The 17,648-nt window shown below is 69.1% G+C and carries 16 protein-coding genes and 1 pseudogene; 14 read left to right on the forward strand and 3 right to left on the reverse strand.

The annotated features are described in order from the left end of the window. Nucleotides 1-3 precede the first annotated feature (3 nt). Entirely contained in the window at nucleotides 4-1,041 is a 1,038-nt protein-coding gene (locus tag ACQCSX_RS20225) for a GDSL-type esterase/lipase family protein (protein ID WP_427016992.1), read from the forward strand. 10 nt (nucleotides 1,042-1,051) lie between these two features. After that, entirely contained in the window at nucleotides 1,052-1,912 is an 861-nt protein-coding gene (locus ACQCSX_RS20230; protein ID WP_427016993.1) for an alpha/beta fold hydrolase, read from the forward strand. A 116-nt stretch (nucleotides 1,913-2,028) separates the two neighbouring features. Here ACQCSX_RS20230 and ACQCSX_RS20235 read toward each other — a convergent pair. Further along, nucleotides 2,029-2,823, reverse strand: a pseudogene (locus ACQCSX_RS20235) (SGNH/GDSL hydrolase family protein); the annotation flags it as partial. A 116-nt stretch (nucleotides 2,824-2,939) separates the two neighbouring features. Between ACQCSX_RS20235 and dapA the strand changes: the two are divergent. Together dapA and ACQCSX_RS20245 are read left to right on the forward strand one after the other, a co-directional pair. After that, on the forward strand, nucleotides 2,940-3,845 hold the full coding sequence (gene dapA, locus ACQCSX_RS20240; RefSeq protein ID WP_427016994.1) for a 4-hydroxy-tetrahydrodipicolinate synthase: 906 nt from the start codon (nucleotides 2,940-2,942) through the stop codon (nucleotides 3,843-3,845). A gap of 2 nt (nucleotides 3,846-3,847) precedes the next feature. Next, nucleotides 3,848-5,539 (forward strand): ribonuclease J, encoded by a 1,692-nt coding sequence (locus tag ACQCSX_RS20245; RefSeq protein WP_427016995.1) that lies wholly within the window; start codon nucleotides 3,848-3,850, stop codon nucleotides 5,537-5,539. 133 nt (nucleotides 5,540-5,672) lie between these two features. On the opposite strand, the gene ACQCSX_RS20250 is transcribed toward ACQCSX_RS20245, so the two are convergent. Then, entirely contained in the window at nucleotides 5,673-6,071 is a 399-nt protein-coding gene (locus ACQCSX_RS20250) for a hypothetical protein (protein ID WP_427016996.1), read from the reverse strand. A gap of 227 nt (nucleotides 6,072-6,298) precedes the next feature. Between ACQCSX_RS20250 and ACQCSX_RS20255 the strand changes: the two genes are divergently transcribed. The 4 genes from ACQCSX_RS20255 to ACQCSX_RS20270 all read left to right on the forward strand — a co-directional run bounded on the left by ACQCSX_RS20255 (nucleotide 6,299) and on the right by ACQCSX_RS20270 (nucleotide 10,807). Continuing rightward, entirely contained in the window at nucleotides 6,299-9,127 is a 2,829-nt protein-coding gene (locus ACQCSX_RS20255; protein ID WP_427016997.1) for a DNA translocase FtsK 4TM domain-containing protein, read from the forward strand. Between the two features lie 9 nt (nucleotides 9,128-9,136). Then, nucleotides 9,137-9,754 (forward strand): CDP-diacylglycerol--glycerol-3-phosphate 3-phosphatidyltransferase, encoded by a 618-nt coding sequence (gene pgsA / locus ACQCSX_RS20260; protein ID WP_427016998.1) that lies wholly within the window; start codon nucleotides 9,137-9,139, stop codon nucleotides 9,752-9,754. Then, entirely contained in the window at nucleotides 9,754-10,245 is a 492-nt protein-coding gene (locus ACQCSX_RS20265) for a CinA family protein (protein WP_427016999.1), read from the forward strand. The genes pgsA and ACQCSX_RS20265 overlap by 1 nt, the downstream gene beginning before the upstream one ends. Nucleotides 10,246-10,366: 121 nt before the next feature. Further along, nucleotides 10,367-10,807, forward strand: a complete 441-nt coding sequence (locus ACQCSX_RS20270) for a helix-turn-helix domain-containing protein (RefSeq protein ID WP_427017000.1) — start codon at nucleotides 10,367-10,369, stop codon at nucleotides 10,805-10,807. Nucleotides 10,808-10,897: 90 nt separating this feature from the next. On the opposite strand, the gene ACQCSX_RS20275 is transcribed toward ACQCSX_RS20270, so the two are convergent. Beyond that, nucleotides 10,898-11,494: a MarR family winged helix-turn-helix transcriptional regulator gene (locus ACQCSX_RS20275; protein ID WP_427017001.1), complete on the reverse strand. Its 597-nt coding sequence runs from the start codon at nucleotides 11,492-11,494 to the stop codon at nucleotides 10,898-10,900. Nucleotides 11,495-11,535: 41 nt separating this feature from the next. On the opposite strand from ACQCSX_RS20275, the gene ACQCSX_RS20280 reads away from it, so the two are divergent. The 6 genes from ACQCSX_RS20280 to miaA all read left to right on the forward strand — a co-directional run bounded on the left by ACQCSX_RS20280 (nucleotide 11,536) and on the right by miaA (nucleotide 17,585). Further along, nucleotides 11,536-11,757, forward strand: a complete 222-nt coding sequence (locus ACQCSX_RS20280) for a DUF3046 domain-containing protein (RefSeq protein WP_427017002.1) — start codon at nucleotides 11,536-11,538, stop codon at nucleotides 11,755-11,757. A gap of 262 nt (nucleotides 11,758-12,019) precedes the next feature. After that, nucleotides 12,020-13,072: a recombinase RecA gene (recA, locus tag ACQCSX_RS20285; RefSeq protein ID WP_427017003.1), complete on the forward strand. Its 1,053-nt coding sequence runs from the start codon at nucleotides 12,020-12,022 to the stop codon at nucleotides 13,070-13,072. A gap of 15 nt (nucleotides 13,073-13,087) precedes the next feature. Further along, nucleotides 13,088-13,618 (forward strand): regulatory protein RecX, encoded by a 531-nt coding sequence (locus ACQCSX_RS20290; protein ID WP_427017004.1) that lies wholly within the window; start codon nucleotides 13,088-13,090, stop codon nucleotides 13,616-13,618. Between the two features lie 48 nt (nucleotides 13,619-13,666). Beyond that, entirely contained in the window at nucleotides 13,667-14,989 is a 1,323-nt protein-coding gene (locus ACQCSX_RS20295) for a coiled-coil domain-containing protein (RefSeq protein WP_427017005.1), read from the forward strand. Between the two features lie 47 nt (nucleotides 14,990-15,036). Then, a complete protein-coding gene (gene miaB / locus ACQCSX_RS20300; RefSeq protein ID WP_427017006.1) occupies nucleotides 15,037-16,635 on the forward strand; it encodes a tRNA (N6-isopentenyl adenosine(37)-C2)-methylthiotransferase MiaB in 1,599 nt (532 codons plus the stop codon). Further along, nucleotides 16,632-17,585, forward strand: a complete 954-nt coding sequence (gene miaA, locus ACQCSX_RS20305; protein WP_427017007.1) for a tRNA (adenosine(37)-N6)-dimethylallyltransferase MiaA — start codon at nucleotides 16,632-16,634, stop codon at nucleotides 17,583-17,585. The genes miaB and miaA overlap by 4 nt, the downstream gene beginning before the upstream one ends. The last annotated feature ends 63 nt before the right edge of the window (nucleotides 17,586-17,648 follow it).

A 17,648-nucleotide genomic window follows, 5' to 3' on the forward strand; every position in this document is an offset into this window, starting at 1 on the left:
CCCATGGTTTCTGTGACTGCCCGTTGGGCTGGCGTGTTCAAGGTCGACGTCGACGAGGAGGGATGGCAGAGCTTCCAGCGCCTGGATGCGGCCGCGTTCCTGCCGCCGTCCACGGACGGGCTCGCCAACCGTGCGGCGATGACGGCCGGTGTGCGTGCCCTGTGGCAGAGTTCCGGCGGCACGCTGGTGGTCGAGGCCGACTGCACCGCCGATGCCTCCCCGTTTGACGTGCTGGTCAATGGCGAGCTGGCCGCCCGGCTGGCCGGCCCCGGCCAGCAGCGGCACGAGGTGGTCCTGGCCGACCTGCCGGCGGAATCCGCCGTCGAGCTGTGGCTGCCGCAATTTGGCGGCATCCGCGTCAGGGAGGTCTCGCTGACCCACGACGACGCCGTGGCCGCCATCGAGGACGGCCCCCGCTGGACCACCTACGGCAGCTCCCTCACGCACTGCCAGCAGGCCGAGGGGCCCTCCGAAGCGTGGCCGGCCCTGGTGGCGCGCCGCTACGGCTGGAACCTGACCAGCCTGGGGATGGCCGGCGAATGCCAGCTCGATGCCGCCGCCACCGCCACCCTGGCCGCCACCGAAGCGGACCTGGTCTCCGTCTGCCTGGGCATCAACAGCTACAACGCCGCCACCTTCTCCGAGCGCACCTACGCCGGTGCCGTCCTGGCCTTCCTCTCCGCCATCCGCGCCGCCCACCCGGCCACGCCGCTGGTGGTCATCACCCCGATGCTCTCGGTGCCGCGCGAGGAAGTGGTCAATGCCGTGGGCTGGACACTGTCCCAGTACCGGAGGGCCACCGCCGATGCCGTGGCGCTGCTGCAGGAGCGCGGCGACACGTTGATCCGCTGCGTGGACGGCGCTGCCGTGTTCAGCCCCGATGAGGCCGAGGCCCGGATGCCCGACACGCTGCACCCCGACAACGCCGGCTACGCCATGATGGCCGCACGCCTGGGCCCGCAGCTGGCCGCCGCGCTGGCGGCGTCCAGGCACGGTTCCGTGTCCGGCCGGGTTGCCGGCATGCCGGCCGTGCGGGTCTAGGCTGGTGCCCATGGCACCCGGATCCATTTTTCCCGACTCAGTGCATTCCGCCACTGTCTATCCTGCCTCCGGCAGCGTGGTGAATCCGCACGACGGCGTTGAGCTGTCCTACACCTCCAAGGGCCATGGCCCGCCGTTGCTGATGGTGCACGGCAGCGCCCTGTCCAAGGCGATCTGGCGCGGCTTCGGCTACACCAAGGTCCTGTCCGCGCACTACCGGGTCATCACCATGGACCTGCGCGGCCACGGCCGGTCCGGCAAGCCGCTGGCGGAGGCCGCCTACGGCATGGACCGGATGGCCGCCGACGTCCTGGCGGTGCTGGATGACGCCGGGGTGGCTGCCGCACACTATGTGGGCTATTCGGTGGGTGCCCGGCTGGGCTTCGCACTGGCCGCCGCCGCCCCCGCGCGGATGCTGTCCTTCACCTCGCTGGCCGGCACCTACAAGATCCCCGCGGGCAGCATTGGCGAGCTGTTCTTTGCGGACTACGACCATGCGTTGGAGGCCGGCGGCATGCCCGGCTTCGTGGCCGGCTGGGAGGCGCGGATCGGCAAACCCCTGGACGCGATGACCCGTGCGGCGTTCCTGGCCAACGACGCCCCGGCGCTGCTGGCCTATTTCCGCCGGACGGACCGCTCGGAACCGGTGGACGAGGCGGTCCTGGCGGCACTGGACCTGCCCACCTTGCTGATGGCTGGAACCCGGGACCCGAGACGGCTGGAGGATTCCCGCCGAGCGGCGGAGCTCATTCCCGGCGCACAGCTGGTGGGACTGCCCGGACGCGACCACGGGAACACCCTGTTCCCGGCCGACGAGGTGCTGGCCGCCGTCGTGCCGTTCCTGCAACGCGCGGTGCGCGCCCGAACCTGACACGGCTGGACCGTGCCCGTGCTACGCCCCGTGGCGCGGTTCCACGGCAGTGCCAGCCCCCCGGCCTGGTCGTGCGCGGCAAGGACCGCCGGCAGCATCACCTTCGAGGCCCGGCGGTAGCCCAGCGAGGAGGGGTGCACATGGTCCGCGGCGAACATGTCCGCCGGATCGGCCAGGAAGTGCGGTTTGACGGCCCGGCCCAGCTCCACCGGGCGTCCGCCGGCGGCCAGCACCGCCTTGTACTGGGCCGAGGCCAGATGCCGCGATGCGCGCCCGCCCAGCACCCGCAGCGGCTGCGGCACAGTGGACAGCATCCCCATGTCGGGGCAGGTGCCCACCACCACCTCCGTGCCCAGGGCGCGCAGCCGCTCCACGGCATGTTTGAGGGCGGCCACCGACTCCGCTTGGGGGAGCCGTTGCATGATGTCGTTCCCGCCCACCACAATCACCGCGATGTCCGGCACATAGTCCGCCGGCAGGCCGTCCAGCTGGCCCGCGAGCTCCCTGGACACGCTGCCCACCACCGCGACGGTGCGCAGGTCGACGGCGTGGAAGCTGTGCTTGGCCAGCCCCTTGGCCAGCCGTGCCCCCAGGGTGCCCTTCGGCTTGGTGGCGCCCAAGCTGGCGGCCAGCGAGTCCCCGGCCAGCAGCAGGCGGATGGGCTCCCCGTAGGTGGGATGATACACCCGGTCAGCCAGCGGCCCGGTGTCCCCGAGCGGATCCCCGGCGGCCCGGCGCGCCATCTCGCCCTCGGCCCGGAAGAGCAGGGCCACCCCGGCCACCGTGGCCGCGGCTCCGCTGGCCACGATGGCGGCCGAGACCACCACCTTGCGCACGACGGCGGCGGAGCCGTTCGAGTGCTCCGCCGTTCCCTTCAGGATGCCCAGCAACCCCGTACCCACCGGCTCCATGTTCACAGTGTAGGCCTGGCCCCGGACAGGGAATATGACCCGTGCACAGGCATTTCGCCGGGCCCATGCGCCGCCCCGTTCTGCCAAACACGCCGCAAGCAGGTAACGTTTTATCCATGGCTGACTCTGACATTCGCAATCTCCCGTTCGGAACCCTCGCAATCGCGATGGTCACCCCCTTCACCGCCACCGGCGAAGTGGATTATGAGGCGACTGCGAAGCTGGCCAACAAGCTTGTCGAAGACGGCTGCGACTCCCTCGTCGTCACCGGGACCACCGGTGAAACCTCCACGCTGACGGACGAGGAAAACCTCGAGATGTTCCGCACCGTGGTGGAGGCCGTGGGTGGCCGCGCCAAGGTCATCGCCGGCACCGGCACCAACGACACCCGCCACTCCATCAGCCTCTCCCAGCGCGCCGCAGCGGTGGGCGTTGACGGGCTGCTGCTGGTGACCCCGTACTACAACAAGCCCTCCCAGGCCGGCCTGCAGGCCCACTTCGAGGCCATCGCGGATGCCACCGACCTGCCCGTGATGCTCTACGACATCCCCGGACGCGCCGGTGTGGCGATCGAGACCGAAACCATCATCAAGCTGGCCGCGCACCCGCGGATCCGGGCCCTCAAGGACGCCAAGGCGGACTTCTCCGCCACCACCCGCGTGCTGGCGGCCACGGACCTGGATGTCTACTCCGGCGACGACGGACTGCTGCTGCCCTGGATGGCGGCAGGCGCCGTCGGCCTCGTCAGCGTCAGCGCCCACGTGGCCACCAGGAAGTACCGCGCCCTCGTCGACGCCGCCGCGGCCGGCGACTTCGCCACGGCGCGCACGCTGCACTTCGAACTGGACCCGGTGGTCCGCGCCGTCATGACCCACATCCAGGGTGCCGTGGCGGCAAAGCTAATTCTTAAGTGGCAGGGAACCCTGTCCAACTCGGTGGTCCGGCTTCCCCTCGTGGAACCGGGCGCGGCCGAGATCGCCATCATCAAAGCTGACCTTGCGGAAGCTGGAATGGAATTCTAAATATGTCCCAAATGACCGTGCCCGGACTGCGCACCCCGCCGAAACTGCCGAAGGGTACTCTGCGGATTGTTCCGCTGGGCGGTCTCGGCGAGATTGGCCGCAATATGGCCGTCTTCGAAATCGACGGCAAATTGCTCATTGTCGACTGCGGCGTGCTCTTCCCCGAAGAGACGCAGCCCGGCGTTGACCTGATCCTGCCCGACTTCTCCTACATCGAGGACCGGCTGGACGACATCGTCGCCGTCGTGCTCACGCACGGCCACGAGGACCACATCGGTGCCGTGCCGTACCTGCTGCGCCTGCGCAACGACATCCCCCTGGTGGGCTCCCAGCTCACGCTTGCCCTGGTGGAGGCCAAGCTGGCCGAGCACCGGATCAAGCCCTGGTCGCTGACGGTTGAAGAGGGCCAGGTGGAGGACTTCGGTCCGTTCCAGTGCGAGTTCATCGCCGTGAACCACTCGATCCCGGACGCGCTGGCCGTGTTCATCCGCACCGAGGGCGGCACTGTGCTGCACACGGGCGACTTCAAGATGGACCAGCTGCCGCTGGACGGCCGGATTACCGACCTGCGCCACTTCGCCCGTCTGGGCGAGGAGGGCGTGGACCTGTTCATGGTGGACTCCACCAACGCCGATGTTCCCGGCTTCACCACCGCCGAGGCGGAGATCGGGCCCACGCTGGACCTCCTCTTCGGCAAGGCCGAAAAGCGCATCATCGTGGCCAGCTTCTCCTCGCACGTCCACCGCGTGCAGCAGGTGCTCACCGCCGCGGCACTGCACGGGCGCAAGGTGGCCTTTGTGGGCCGCTCGATGGTCCGCAACATGGCCATCGCCGCCAAGCTGGGCTACCTCGAGGTGCCCAACAACGTGCTGGTGGACCTGAAGAACATCGACAAGCTGCCGGACAACAAGGTGGTGCTGATGTCCACCGGTTCGCAGGGCGAGCCGATGGCAGCGCTGTCCCGGATGGCCAACGGCGACCACAAGGTGGTTGTCGGCGTCGGTGACACCGTCATCCTGGCGTCGTCGCTGATCCCGGGCAACGAGAACGCCGTCTACCGCATCATCAACGGCCTGCTCAAGCTCGGCGCGGACGTGATCCACAAGGGCAACGCCAAGGTGCACGTCTCCGGCCACGCCGCAGCGGGCGAGCTGCTGTACTGCTACAACATCCTTGAGCCCAAGAACGTCATGCCGGTGCACGGGGAGACCCGCCACCTCATTGCCAACGGCAAGCTGGCCGAGGCCTCCGGCGTGCCGGCCGGCAATGTGCTGCTGACCGACGACGGCACTGTCGTTGATCTGGCCAAGGGCGTCGCCAAGATCGTGGGCCAGGTCGAGTGCGGCTTTGTCTACGTGGACGGCTCCAGCGTGGGCGAAATCACCGACGCCGACCTGAAGGACCGCCGGATCCTCGGCGATGAGGGCTTCATCTCCATCATCACCGTGGTCAACCGCGCCACCGGGGCGATCGTCTCCGGCCCGGAGATCCACGCCCGCGGCGTGGCCGAGGACGATTCCGTCTTCGACGAGATCAAACCCAAGATCGCCAAGGCCTTGGAAGAGTCCGTGCTGGCCAGCAAGGACCACACGGCCCACCAGCTCCAGCAGGTGGTGCGCCGCGTGGTCGGGACCTGGGTCAACCGCAAGCTCCGCCGCCGCCCGATGATCATCCCGGTGGTCCTGGAGGCGTAGTCCTCTTCAGCGGTGCAACTTCTGCCACCGTTCCCCGTTTCTGCCACCGTTTCCCGTTTCTGCCACCGTTGCGTCCAACGGTGGCAGAACCGGGGAACGGTGGCTTTTTTGCGTTGGCCGCCCCCGGGTGCCGTCAGGGGCGGGTGGCGAGGTGGCGGCGGAAGCGGCGGCCCAGCACGACGGCGGCCAATGCGGCACCCACAGCGGCCCCGGCGAACGCAGCGGGCTGGCCGGAGAATCCATCGGCCAGGTCCCCGACGGCGTTGACGGCGAAGATGGCGCCGGCCAGCCAGGGCGCCCACCGCCGGCGCCGGATGAGCCCGATGGCCGCGGCCAGCAGCAGCACCGACAGCACGCCGAAGAGGAGCGGGACGGCCCACCCCGCCTGCAATAACTGCCGGTGGGCCTCCGGTTTGGCCGCCCAGATGGCGTCCAGCCCGGTGCCCGGCAGCGCCAGGGTTGCGCCCGCGGCCAGGGCCACCACGAAGGCCAGCAGGAAGAAGACCTGGAAGCACCAATGGAATATCTTCACTGCCCGCCTCCCGACGCCTGTGGAGTTCCCTGCAGGGACCAGTGTAGGCCCCGGAACCGCCCGTTCGGCGGCCGCGCGCACCGTCCTGCGCAGCGTTGACGGCGAACCCTGCGCTGGGGCTGCTGCTACCCATGGTTCGGCCCGGAGAGTGCGCGGAACGGTACGCCTGCCCGCCCGTCGGGGCCCAAATCAGCCTGATTGCACCCATCCACCGGTAACCTAGCGGTATGGCGACACGAAACACCTCCGCCCGAACATCCGGCACTTCCGCGCGTCCAAAAACAAGCACGCGCACCAAAGCGCTGCCCGTGGCCCCGGAACCGGAGCCCATCTGGCCGGTGCGCATGGTCGCAGGCTTCTGGCAGGGGATGGGCCACCTGCTCGGCGGGGTGGTGCGACGGATGGGCACCGATGTCAGCGGCATGCCCGCCGCCGAACGCCGCGACGGCAGCGGACTGTTCTTCGCCCTGCTGGGCATCCTGATTGCCACGTTCGAGTGGTGGGGGCTCTCCGGCCCGATGTCCGACGCCGTGCACGGTGTCTTTGCCGGTACGTTCGGCTGGTTCGCCGTGATCCTGCCGCCCATGCTGCTGCTCTTCGCCGTGCGCGTGTTCCGCCAGCCCTCCAATGTGCGCGCCAACAACCGCGTGGCCATCGGCTTCTGCCTGCTGGCCCTGTCGGGTTCGGCGCTGGCCCATGTGGCCGGCGGGATGCCGGACATCAGCGACTTTGGCGCCGTGAGCTCGGCCGGCGGCATGGTGGGCCTGCTGGCCGCGGCCATGTTCGCCTCCATCTCACCGGTGCTGGCCGTGGCCATCTGGTCGGTGCTGGCCTTCGTCTCGCTGCTGATCCTCACCGCCACCCCGTTCCGCAACATTCCGGAGCGCCTGCGCGCCCTGTACGAGCAGCTGATGGGCCAGGCGCCCGAGGACCAGCGCGCCAACGGCCATGACCAGAGCTACCTCTACGACCGCGACGCCAAGCGGGCCGAGGCCAAGGCCGCCAAGGCCGCCCGCCCCCCGCGGCAGAAGGGCAAGGGCTTCTTCAGCCGGCACGACGACGACGTCGAGGACACCGGCCTAGACGGCTACTTTGGCGACGAGGCCTTCGAACAGGCGCTCGTTGACGCCGCCGCCGCGGACGAGGCCGCGGCCGCCAGCAGCCTGCCGCCGGGCGTGCGCCGCCCCACCCAGGCGGAGATCGCCGCGGACAAGATCCGCGCCCGCCAGGGCCTGCCCACCGGGGGTGGGCTGGCGCCGGTGACGGAGGCCATCTCCGTGGTGGATCCGGCGGCGGGCGCCGCCGTCCCCGCCGTGCCGGCCCGCCCGGTTCCGCCCGCGCCGCACATTCCGCCCACGCCCATCCCGCAGCGCACCGAGCAGCTCACGCTGGCCGGGGACGTCACCTACACGCTGCCGGCCGAAGACCTGCTGACCCCCGGCACCCCGCCCAAGGAGCGCTCCGAGGCCAACGACGCCGTCGTGGCCGCCCTGACCGACACGCTGAACCAGTTCAACGTTGATGCCCAGGTGACGGGGTTCTCCCGCGGCCCGACGGTGACCCGCTACGAGATCGAGCTGGGCTCCGGCACCAAGGTGGAGCGCGTCACGCAGCTCTCCAAGAACATTTCCTACGCCGTCGCCAGCGCCGATGTGCGCATCCTCAGCCCCATCCCGGGCAAGAGCGCCATTGGCATCGAGATCCCCAACACGGACCGCGAAACCGTCTCGTTGGGCGATGTGCTGCGCAGCCAGAACGCCCGCCGCAACGACCACCCGATGGTGATGGGCGTGGGCAAGGACGTGGAGGGCGGCTTTGTGCTGGCCAACCTGGCCAAGATGCCGCACCTGTTGGTGGCCGGTGCCACGGGTGCCGGAAAGTCCTCCTTCGTGAACTCGATGATCACCTCCATCCTGATGCGGGCCACCCCGGACGAGGTCCGGATGGTGATGGTTGACCCCAAGCGCGTGGAGCTGACCGCCTACGAGGGCGTGCCGCACCTGATCACCCCGATCATCACCAACCCCAAGAAGGCCGCCGAGGCCCTGCAGTGGGTGGTGCGCGAGATGGACACGCGCTACGACGACCTCTCCAACTTCGGCTTCAAGCACATCGATGATTTCAACAAGGCGGTGCGTGCCGGCAAGGTGCACCCGCCGGAGGGCTCCAAGCGCGTCATCAAGCCCTACCCGTACCTGCTGGTGATCGTGGACGAGCTGGCCGACCTGATGATGGTGGCCCCGCGCGATGTCGAGGATTCCATCGTCCGCATCACCCAGCTGGCCCGTGCGGCAGGCATCCACCTGGTGCTGGCCACCCAGCGCCCGTCGGTGGATGTCGTCACAGGCCTGATCAAGGCCAACGTGCCCTCGCGCATGGCCTTCGCCACCTCCTCCGTCACCGACTCCCGCGTGGTCCTGGACCAGCCCGGCGCCGAGAAGCTGATCGGCCAGGGTGACGCGCTGTTCCTGCCGATGGGTGCCTCCAAGGCGATGCGCGTCCAGGGCGCCTGGGTGACCGAGACGGAGATCCACCAGGTGGTGGAGCATGTGAAGGGCCAGCTGAAGGCCACCTACCGCGAGGATGTGGCCGTCGAGGCGCCCAAGAAGCAGATCGACGACGACATTGGCGACGACCTGGACGTGCTGCTGCAGGCCACGGAGCTGGTGGTCACCACGCAGTTCGGCTCCACCTCCATGCTCCAGCGCAAGCTCCGCGTCGGCTTCGCCAAGGCCGGGCGCCTGATGGACCTGCTGGAATCGCGCGGCGTGGTGGGCCCCTCCGAGGGCTCCAAGGCCCGCGACGTGCTGGTCAAGCCGGACGATCTGGCGGCCACGCTCGCGGCCATCCGCGGCGACGGCCCCGGCACCCCGGGTGACCCGGTGGTGCCGGATGCCGCCACGGCAGCCCTGGCGGAGAACGCAAACGCCAACCACGGCTACGGTGTGGATCTGGTGGCCGATGATCTGGCAAACCGGGCCCAGGCCGTGGAGTACTACGACGGCGGGGACGACGCCGACGGCGGTGAGGACGCCTGGTCGCTGACCGGGCGGTAGCCTTGTGGGGTGAGTGAATCGAGCGCGCCGGCCGCACAGCTGTGGAACCTGCCCAATGCCCTGACCATGCTGCGCATTGTGCTGGTGCCGTTCTTCATCTGGTTCTTCGTTGCCGATGACGGAAACTACGGACCCTGGCGCTGGGCCGCCGTCGCCGCCTTTGTGGTGGCGATCTACACGGACAAGCTGGACGGTGACATTGCCCGCAGCCGCGGCCAGATCACCAACTTCGGCAAGATCGCGGACCCCATCGCGGACAAGTTGCTCATTGGCTCGGCGCTGGTTCTGCTCTCCGCGGCGGGGGAGCTGTGGTGGTGGGTGACCATCCTGATGTTGGTGCGCGAAATCGGCATCACGCTGCTGCGTTTTGTGGTGATCCGCTACGGCGTCATCCCCGCCTCGCGCGGCGGCAAGCTCAAAACGGTGCTGCAGACGGTGGCCATCTTCATCTACCTTTTGCCGTGGACGCCCGCCATCGGCTGGCTGTCCATCCTGGCCCTGGCCGTGATGTTGCTGGCCCTGGCCGTGACCTTGGTGACGGGTGTCGACTACATCGTCCAGGCCGCACGCCTGCGGACCGCCGGCCGGAACCCAAGCGCCGGCCAGGCCGGAAAGCGGGAGCGCTGATGGTGGAACGCGACCTGCCCACCCTGGTGGCCGACGCCGTCGCCGCCCACCTCACCGTTGCCACCGCGGAGTCGCTCACGGGCGGCATGGTGGCGGCCACGCTGGTGCAGGCGGCCGGGGCGTCGGGCATGCTGCTCGGCGGCGTGATCGCCTACCAAAACCACATTAAGACGGACATCCTGGGAGTGGACCCGGCGCGGCTGCTCAGCCACGGCGCGGTGGACGCCCAGGTGGCCGTGCAGATGGCCGAGGGCATCTGCCGCCTGACCGGGGCGCGGGTGGGCATCTCCACCACGGGCGTGGCCGGACCGGAGCCGCACGGCGGCAAACCGGTGGGAAACGTCTACATTGGCGTGGCGCTGGACGGCGCCGCCCAGGCCTACGAGTACCATTTTGCCGGGGACCGGGCCCACGTGCGCCAGCAGGCGTGCGACGAGGCACTGGCCCTGCTGGACCAAGTTGTTGCAGCGGCCCGGGAACAAAAGTTATGACCTAATAGTTAGTCATAGTGAGCGCCGGAACCCCAACCGTCCTAGGATGAGGTCAACAGGCGCCGTACCAATGCCGGAACCCCGGCACTGGCGACGAGTCAAGAGGAGTAAGGCGATACCGATGGTGAAGCAACCCGTATCCGTAAACGGCGTAGTGCGCTGGCGGGATGTGGGTTTGGCAGATGAGGCTAAGCACGAGCAGAAGGAGCGCAAGATGGTGGTTTTACGCCACGAAATTGGAGACGTTCTGCGGGATGTCCGCCAGCGTCAAGGCCGTACCCTCCGTGAAGTCTCACACAATGCACGCGTATCGCTGGGCTACCTCAGCGAAGTCGAGCGTGGACAGAAGGAAGCCTCCTCGGAGCTGCTGTCTTCGATCTGTTCCGCACTGGAAGTCCCCCTGTCCATGATGCTGCGCGAGGTCAGCGACCGTCTGGCCGTTGCCGAGGGCGTTGCCGTGCCGGACACCGTGCCGCAGGAATTCTCGGCCCGCTACGGCCGCGACCTGGGCGAGGAGCTCTCCGAGGAGCTGCGCAAGGGCATGCTCTCCAGCGCCGTCTAGGACGTCACCGAGCCAACGCCACCGAGCCAAACCGCGACGGCGGCCGCCACCTTTGGGTGGCCGGCCGCCGTCGGGCGTTAACGGGAGGTTCTACCCGGCAACCTGCTTGGCCGCGTGCTGGGCCGCATGCTTCGCGGCCGGGGAGTGGGTGGCATCGCCGGGGCCAAAGTCGTTTTCGTAGTCGTGGTTCAGCTTGGCGATGAGCGTGGCGAACTGCTCCAGCTCGGCCGTGGACCAATCCGCCAGCCGCGCGTGCAGGGCCTGCTTGCGCGCGGTGTTGACCGAACGCATGCGCCCCTGGCCGAGGTCGGTCAGCAGGATGGCCTGGGCCCGCCCGTCCGAGGGGTCCGCCTCCTTGCGGACCAGCCCGATCGACTCCAGGAACGCAATCTGCCGGCTGACGGAGGGCTTGCCCACGCCAATGCACGCCGCCAGATCCGTCAGGCGCATGGCCCCATTGGCCATCAGCACCGTCAGCAGTCCGTAGGCGGCCGGTTCAAGCTCCGGGTGCACCTTGCGGGTCAGGTTGTGGTTGATGGAGCGGCCGCGGCGCCACATGAGGCTCAGCTGCGCCTCCACCGTTTCGATGGCGGCCTCGGCCTCGGGCGCCAGCAGCGCCTGTGCATTTGGCTGGGCACCGGGCTGGGCGCCGGCATCGGCGGTGGTTCCGGTCGCGGGAAGGGTCATGGTCCAATTCTAGGGCCGGGCGTCCGTGAGAGACTTCTAGGGTGCGTGTGAGCGATTTTTGGCGATTGATGGACGACGAGTTCGGTGCCGGGTATTCCCGGGTGCTGGCCCGTGACTTGGTGCTCTCCGCGGCGGGCGGGCGGACCGCCGTCGACGCCCTTGGCAGCGGGCTGGAACCGCGCCGGGTGTGGCTGGCCATCTGCGAGATCCAGGACGTGCCCCCGGAGCGGCGCCTGGGCCGGGATGTGGCGCCCAAGGCCTAGACCGGGGCAACACGCCGTCAGGGTCCGATGGAAAACATTCGAATATTTATTCGGATCGATGTAGGCTGGAAGAGCTGCACGACCTTGGCCGTCAGCGCTGTTGCGGACCCAAGTTGTCCACAAAACGTACGGTGCCGCTGATTTTGTCGGTGGCCTCCAGTAGCGTCATATGCATACAAACAACCAGCCGTGCAGACCCCACCCACCGGGGCGGGATCCGCGGCCCGCCAGCTTTGGCGCAGATGAAAGACCGAGGTGAATCATGGCCGCTCCCGCAGACCGTGAAAAGGCGCTTGCAGCCGCTCTGGCGCAGATCGACAAGCAGTTCGGCAAGGGCTCCATCATGCGACTGGGCGATGAAGTCCGTGCCCCGATCGAGGTCATCCCCACCGGGTCCATCGCGCTGGATGTGGCCCTGGGCATTGGCGGCCTGCCGCGCGGCCGCGTGGTGGAGATCTACGGGCCGGAATCCTCCGGTAAGACCACCGTGGCCCTGCACGCCGTGGCCAACGCGCAGAAGGCCGGCGGCATCGCCGCGTTCATCGACGCCGAGCACGCCCTTGACCCGGATTACGCGGCCAAGCTGGGCGTGGATGTCGATGCACTGCTGGTTTCCCAGCCGGACACCGGCGAGCAGGCCCTGGAGATCATGGACATGCTGATCGGCTCCGGTTCGCTGGACGTCGTGGTCATCGACTCCGTCGCCGCCCTGGTGCCGCGTGCGGAAATCGAAGGCGAGATGGGTGACAGCCACGTGGGTCTGCAGGCCCGCCTGATGAGCCAGGCGCTGCGCAAGATCACCGGCCGGTTGAGCCAGACCAAGACCACCGCCATCTTCATCAACCAGCTGCGCGAGAAGATCGGCGTGTTCTTCGGCAGCCCGGAAACCACCACCGGCGGCAAGGCGCTGAAGTTCTACGCGTCCATCCGCATCGACGTCCGCCGCATCCAGACGCTGAAGGAAGGTGCCGAGTCCGTCGGCAACCGGACCAAGGCCAAGATCGTCAAGAACAAGATGGCCCCGCCCTTCAAGATCGCCGAGTTCGACATCATCTATGGCCAGGGCATCTCCCGCGAGGGCGGCATCATCGACATGGGTGTGGAACACGGCATCATCAAGAAGTCCGGCTCCTGGTACACCTACGACGGCGACCAGCTGGGCCAGGGCATGGAGAACTCCCGCCGGTTCCTCAAGGACAACCCGGAACTGGCCGAGGAGCTCGAGCGCCTGATCAAGGCCAAGCTGGGTGTTGGCGTGGTGGCCGAGCCCGCCGAGGAGAAGGCGCCCAAGCTCAAGGCCGTTGACGGCTTCTAGGCGGGGGCACGGACCATGACGGGACGCAGACCGGCCCCCGAGCTGGATCCCGACGCCGACCCAGCTGCCGTGGCACGGTCCATCGTGCTGCGGCAGCTGACCAGCTCCGCCAAGAGCCGGCATCAGCTGGCGCAGAAGCTGGCCGAACGCCACGTCCCCGCCGAGGTGGTGGAGGAGGTGCTGGACCGTTTCGAGGCCGTGGGCCTGGTCGACGACGCCGAGTTCGCCCAGATGTGGGTGCGCAGCCGGGCGCAGACGCGGCATTTGGCCCGCGGCGCCCTGGGGCGCGAATTGTCCGAGAAGGGCATCGACCCGGACCTTGCCGCCGAGGCGCTGGAGCAGCTCAGCGACGAGGATGAGCACGCGGCCGCTGCCGCCCTGGTCCGGCGCAAGCTGCGCCCCGGCATGGATCTGGGCGAACGCGCGGAGCGGGAGAAGCACGTCCGCCGGCTGGTGGGCATGTTGGCCCGCAAGGGGTATTCGCCGTCGCTGTCGTTCCAGATTGTCAATGCCGAAATGGATGCCTGGCTGGATGGGGCCGGCTAGGCCCGCCTGCTGGCCGGCCGCGCTGCCCCGGGTTATGCTGGGCGGCATATGGTCTCCCTCAACGTGAATCCTCTGCGCACCCTGCGGCCGGCAGTGGTGGCCGGCTCCTTTGCCGCCACCGTGCTGCTTGCCATGTCCCTGCTGGGGGCCCTTCCGGCCACGGCGGACGACGACGCTCCGCCCAGCGGCTACCCGAGCTGGGCCGACGTCCAGTCGGCCAAGACCAGCGAGGCCTCCACCGCCGCGGCGGTGGAACGGATCAACTCCCTGCTCGATGGCCTGGGTGCCCAATCCGCGGCGCTTGGCGACAGGGCAGTGGCCGCCGGCGCCGACTACGCCAGGACCAAGGCGGCGCTGGATGCCGCGGCCACCAAGGAAGAACTCCTCAACGCCCAGGTGGACCGCGCCAATGCGGACGTGGACAAGCTGAAAAAGCAGGCCGGTGTGCTTGCGGCCCAAACCTACAAATCCGGCGGCACAGGCATGGGCCTGTTTTCCGGCATGGAGGCCCTCAGCAAGGACGGCGGGTTGGCGGGTCTGGACCTGCTGCACGCCGTGGGGGAGAAGACCAGCGCCCTGTACAACCAGGCCAAGGCCTCCCGCGCCGTCGCCCAATCCCTGACCAGCCAGCAGTCGGCCGCCCGCGCGGAGCGCGAAAGGCTCGCCGCAGCGGCCAAGACCAGCCTGGATTCCGCCGTTTCGGCCCGGGATGCCATGGCGGCCCAGGTGGCCATCGAGCAGAAGAACAGCACACTGCTCACCGAACAGCTGGCGTCGCTGAAGAACACCAGCGCCGCCGTCGAGCAGCAGTTCCGCCAGGGGCAGGTGGCGCAGGCAACCTATGTGGCGGCCCAGGCGGCCAAGGCCGCGGCGGCCGAGAAGGCGCGCCAGGAGGCAGCAGCAGCGGCCGCCGCGGCCGCCGGGTCGGGCGGCGGCAACTCTGGCGGTGGCAATTCGGGCGGTTCCGGAAACGGTGGCGGTTCGGGCTCGACGCCGGTGGATCCGGGCGATGGCTACATCCCCGTGGAGGTCCTGCTGCCCAACATCCCCGGCAACTCCGTCAACGATCCGGCCGGGGCCAAGGCCTACGCCAACGCCCGGCTGTCCGCCTATGGCTGGGGCGCGGACCAGTATCCATGCCTGGTCAAGCTCTGGACGCAGGAGTCCAGCTGGCTGACCAATGCCACCAACCCTTCCAGCGGCGCCTATGGCATCGCGCAGGCGCTGCTGCCGAGCAAGTACGGCGAGACGGGCCCGGACTGGCTGACCAACTACCGCACCCAGATCACCTGGGGACTGGGCTACATCGCCAACCGCTATGGCTCGCCCTGCAGCGCCTGGGACCACGAAGTTGCCATCGGCTGGTACTGAGAGGACCCGGTTACGGAGGAGCGGCCCGCAGGTCTTAAGCTGGATGGATGAGCTTGACCATTGACGGCGTAGATCCTTCCGCCCCCGCAGCCGCCCCGCAGCACCCCCGCACCTACCAGGTGCGCACCTTCGGCTGCCAGATGAACGTGCACGATTCCGAGCGCATGGCGGGACTGCTGGAGGCCGCGGGGCTGGTGCCGCTGGTGGCCGATGCCGGCAACGCCAACGCGGGCAACTCCGATGCCGGCTCGTCGTCCGCACCGTCCGCCGCGCAGGCCGACGTCGTCGTCTTCAACACCTGCGCCGTGCGCGAGAACGCCGACAACAAGCTCTACGGCAACCTGGGCATGCTGCGCCCGGTCAAGGAGGCCAACCCGGGCATGCAGATCGCCGTGGGCGGCTGCCTGGCCCAGAAGGACCGCGACACCATCCTGAAGAAGGCCCCCTGGGTGGACGTCGTCTTCGGCACCCACAACGTGGGCGCCCTGCCCACCCTGCTGGAGCGGGCACGCCACAACAGCGATGCCCAGCTGGAAATCCTGGAATCGCTGGACGTTTTCCCCTCCACCCTGCCCACCAAGCGCGATTCCGTGTACTCGGGCTGGGTGTCCATCTCCGTGGGCTGCAACAACACCTGCACCTTCTGCATCGTCCCTTCGCTGCGCGGCAAGGAGCGCGACCGCCGTCCGGGCGAGATCCTCGCCGAGATCCAGGCGCTGGTGGACGACGGCGCCATCGAGGTCACGCTGCTGGGCCAGAACGTGAACTCCTACGGCGTGGAGTTCGGCGACAAGCTGGCCTTCAGCAAGCTGCTGCGCGCCTGCGGGGCCATCGAGGGCCTGGAGCGGGTCCGTTTCACCAGCCCGCACCCGGCCGCCTTCACCGACGACGTCATCGACGCCATGGCCGAGACCCCCAACGTGATGCCGCAGCTGCACATGCCGCTGCAGTCCGGCTCCGACAAGGTGCTCAAGGACATGCGCCGCTCCTACCGCTCGACCAAGTTCCTGGGCATCCTGGACAAGGTGCGCGAGAAGATGCCGCATGCTGCCATCTCCACCGACATCATCGTCGGCTTCCCCGGCGAGACCGAGGCGGATTTCCAGGCCACCCTGGATGTGGTGGAGAAGTCCCGCTTCGCCACCGCCTTCACCTTCCAGTACTCCAAGCGCCCCGGCACTCCCGCCGCGGAGCTGGAGGACCAGCTGCCCAAGGCGGTGGTGCAGGAACGCTTTGAGCGCCTCACCGCGCTGCAGGACAGGATGGCCGCCGAAGAGAATGCCAAGCAGGTGGGCCGGACGGTGGAGGTCATGGTGACGGCCCAGTCCGGCCGCAAGGCCGCCGAGACGCACCGCCTCACCGGCCGCGCCCAGGACCAGCGTCTGGTGCACTTCAGCGTGCCCGACGGCGCACCGGCCCCGCGCCCGGGCGACCTGGTCACGGTGACCATCACCGAGGCCGCCGCCTTCCACCTCGTGGCCGACCCGGCCACGGTGGCGGACTACAGCCTGCGCCGCTCGCGCGCGGGCGACGCCTGGGACCGTGCGCAGGCCGAGTCCTGCGGCGTGCCCACGCCCGGGGCCGGCACGGCGGCCACGAAGGCCGTGTCCCTGGGCATGCCCGCGCTGCCCGTCCGCACGAAGTGAGCACAGCGGGCGGTCCCGCCTTTGGTGTGCCCGCGGCGGCTCTGCCCGTCATCGCCGTCGTCGGGCCCACCGGCTCCGGCAAGTCCGAGCTGGGCCTGGCGTTGGCGCAGGCGCTGGACGGGGAGGTCATCAACGCCGATTCCATGCAGTTCTACCGCGGCATGGACATCGGCACGGCCAAGCTTTCCATGGCCGAACGCCGCGGCATCCCGCACCATCTGATGGACTTCCTGGACGTTACCGAGGACACCACCGTGGCGGCCTTCCAGGAGCTGGCCCGCACCGCGATGGCGGACATCCGCTCGCGCGGCCGGGTGCCTATCCTGGTGGGCGGGTCCGGGCTGTACAACAGGGCCGCGTTGGACGTGCTGGAGTTTCCCGGTACCGACGCGGCGCTCAGGACTGAGCTGGAGGCCGAGCTGGAGTCCGCGGGCTTTGCCGCCCTGCATGCCCGGCTGGCCGCCGTGGACCCGCTCTCCGCCGCGCGCATCAACGACGGCAAGCGCGTGGTCCGGGCCCTGGAGGTGCACCGGCTCACCGGGCGGCCCTTCAGTTCCTTCATGCCCGAGCGCGAGTACTTCCAGCCCGCCGTGCAGATCGGCCTGGACCTGGACCGCGCCCAGCTGCACCAGCGGCTGGCCGCGCGCGTGCACACGATGGTCGGCGCCGGGCTCGAGGCCGAGGTTGAACGGCTCGCGGCCCACGGGCTGCGCGAGGGCCGCACCGCCCAGCGTGCCCTGGGCTACCAGCAGTTCCTGCGCGTGCTCGACGGCGTGAGCACCGTGGCACAGGCCAGCGAGGAGACCATCGTGTCCACCCGGCAGTTCGCCCGCCGCCAGATCACCTGGTTCCGCGCCGACCCGCGCGTCACCTGGCTGGACGCCTTGGGCGCCGGCCTGCCCGCGGCCGCGCTGGCCGCCGTCGAACGGGCCACCCGGGAGCAGCGCTAGGGACGACGCCGGCCGCGACGCGGGGCGCCCCGCCGACGCCGCCCCAACGCCGCCCCAACGCCG

Origin of the sequence: Pseudarthrobacter sp. P1 (assembly GCF_050156935.1) — a bacterium.
Taxonomy (GTDB): domain Bacteria; phylum Actinomycetota; class Actinomycetes; order Actinomycetales; family Micrococcaceae; genus Specibacter.

What these genes read in the sequence shown, in the direction of transcription:
- ACQCSX_RS20265 (WP_427016999.1), top strand. Translation starts at nt 9,754, where the DNA reads ATGGTGGAACGCGACCTGCCCACCCTGGTGGCCGACGCCGTCGCCGCC.
- ACQCSX_RS20245 (WP_427016995.1), top strand. Translation starts at nt 3,848, where the DNA reads ATGTCCCAAATGACCGTGCCCGGACTGCGCACCCCGCCGAAACTGCCG.
- ACQCSX_RS20225 (WP_427016992.1), top strand. Translation starts at nt 4, where the DNA reads ATGGTTTCTGTGACTGCCCGTTGGGCTGGCGTGTTCAAGGTCGACGTC.
- ACQCSX_RS20275 (WP_427017001.1), bottom strand. Translation starts at nt 11,494, where the DNA reads ATGACCCTTCCCGCGACCGGAACCACCGCCGATGCCGGCGCCCAGCCC.
- ACQCSX_RS20290 (WP_427017004.1), top strand. Translation starts at nt 13,088, where the DNA reads ATGACGGGACGCAGACCGGCCCCCGAGCTGGATCCCGACGCCGACCCA.
- ACQCSX_RS20270 (WP_427017000.1), top strand. Translation starts at nt 10,367, where the DNA reads ATGGTGAAGCAACCCGTATCCGTAAACGGCGTAGTGCGCTGGCGGGAT.
- ACQCSX_RS20295 (WP_427017005.1), top strand. Translation starts at nt 13,667, where the DNA reads ATGGTCTCCCTCAACGTGAATCCTCTGCGCACCCTGCGGCCGGCAGTG.
- dapA (WP_427016994.1), top strand. Translation starts at nt 2,940, where the DNA reads ATGGCTGACTCTGACATTCGCAATCTCCCGTTCGGAACCCTCGCAATC.
- ACQCSX_RS20255 (WP_427016997.1), top strand. Translation starts at nt 6,299, where the DNA reads ATGGCGACACGAAACACCTCCGCCCGAACATCCGGCACTTCCGCGCGT.
- miaB (WP_427017006.1), top strand. Translation starts at nt 15,037, where the DNA reads ATGAGCTTGACCATTGACGGCGTAGATCCTTCCGCCCCCGCAGCCGCC.
- recA (WP_427017003.1), top strand. Translation starts at nt 12,020, where the DNA reads ATGGCCGCTCCCGCAGACCGTGAAAAGGCGCTTGCAGCCGCTCTGGCG.
- ACQCSX_RS20230 (WP_427016993.1), top strand. Translation starts at nt 1,052, where the DNA reads ATGGCACCCGGATCCATTTTTCCCGACTCAGTGCATTCCGCCACTGTC.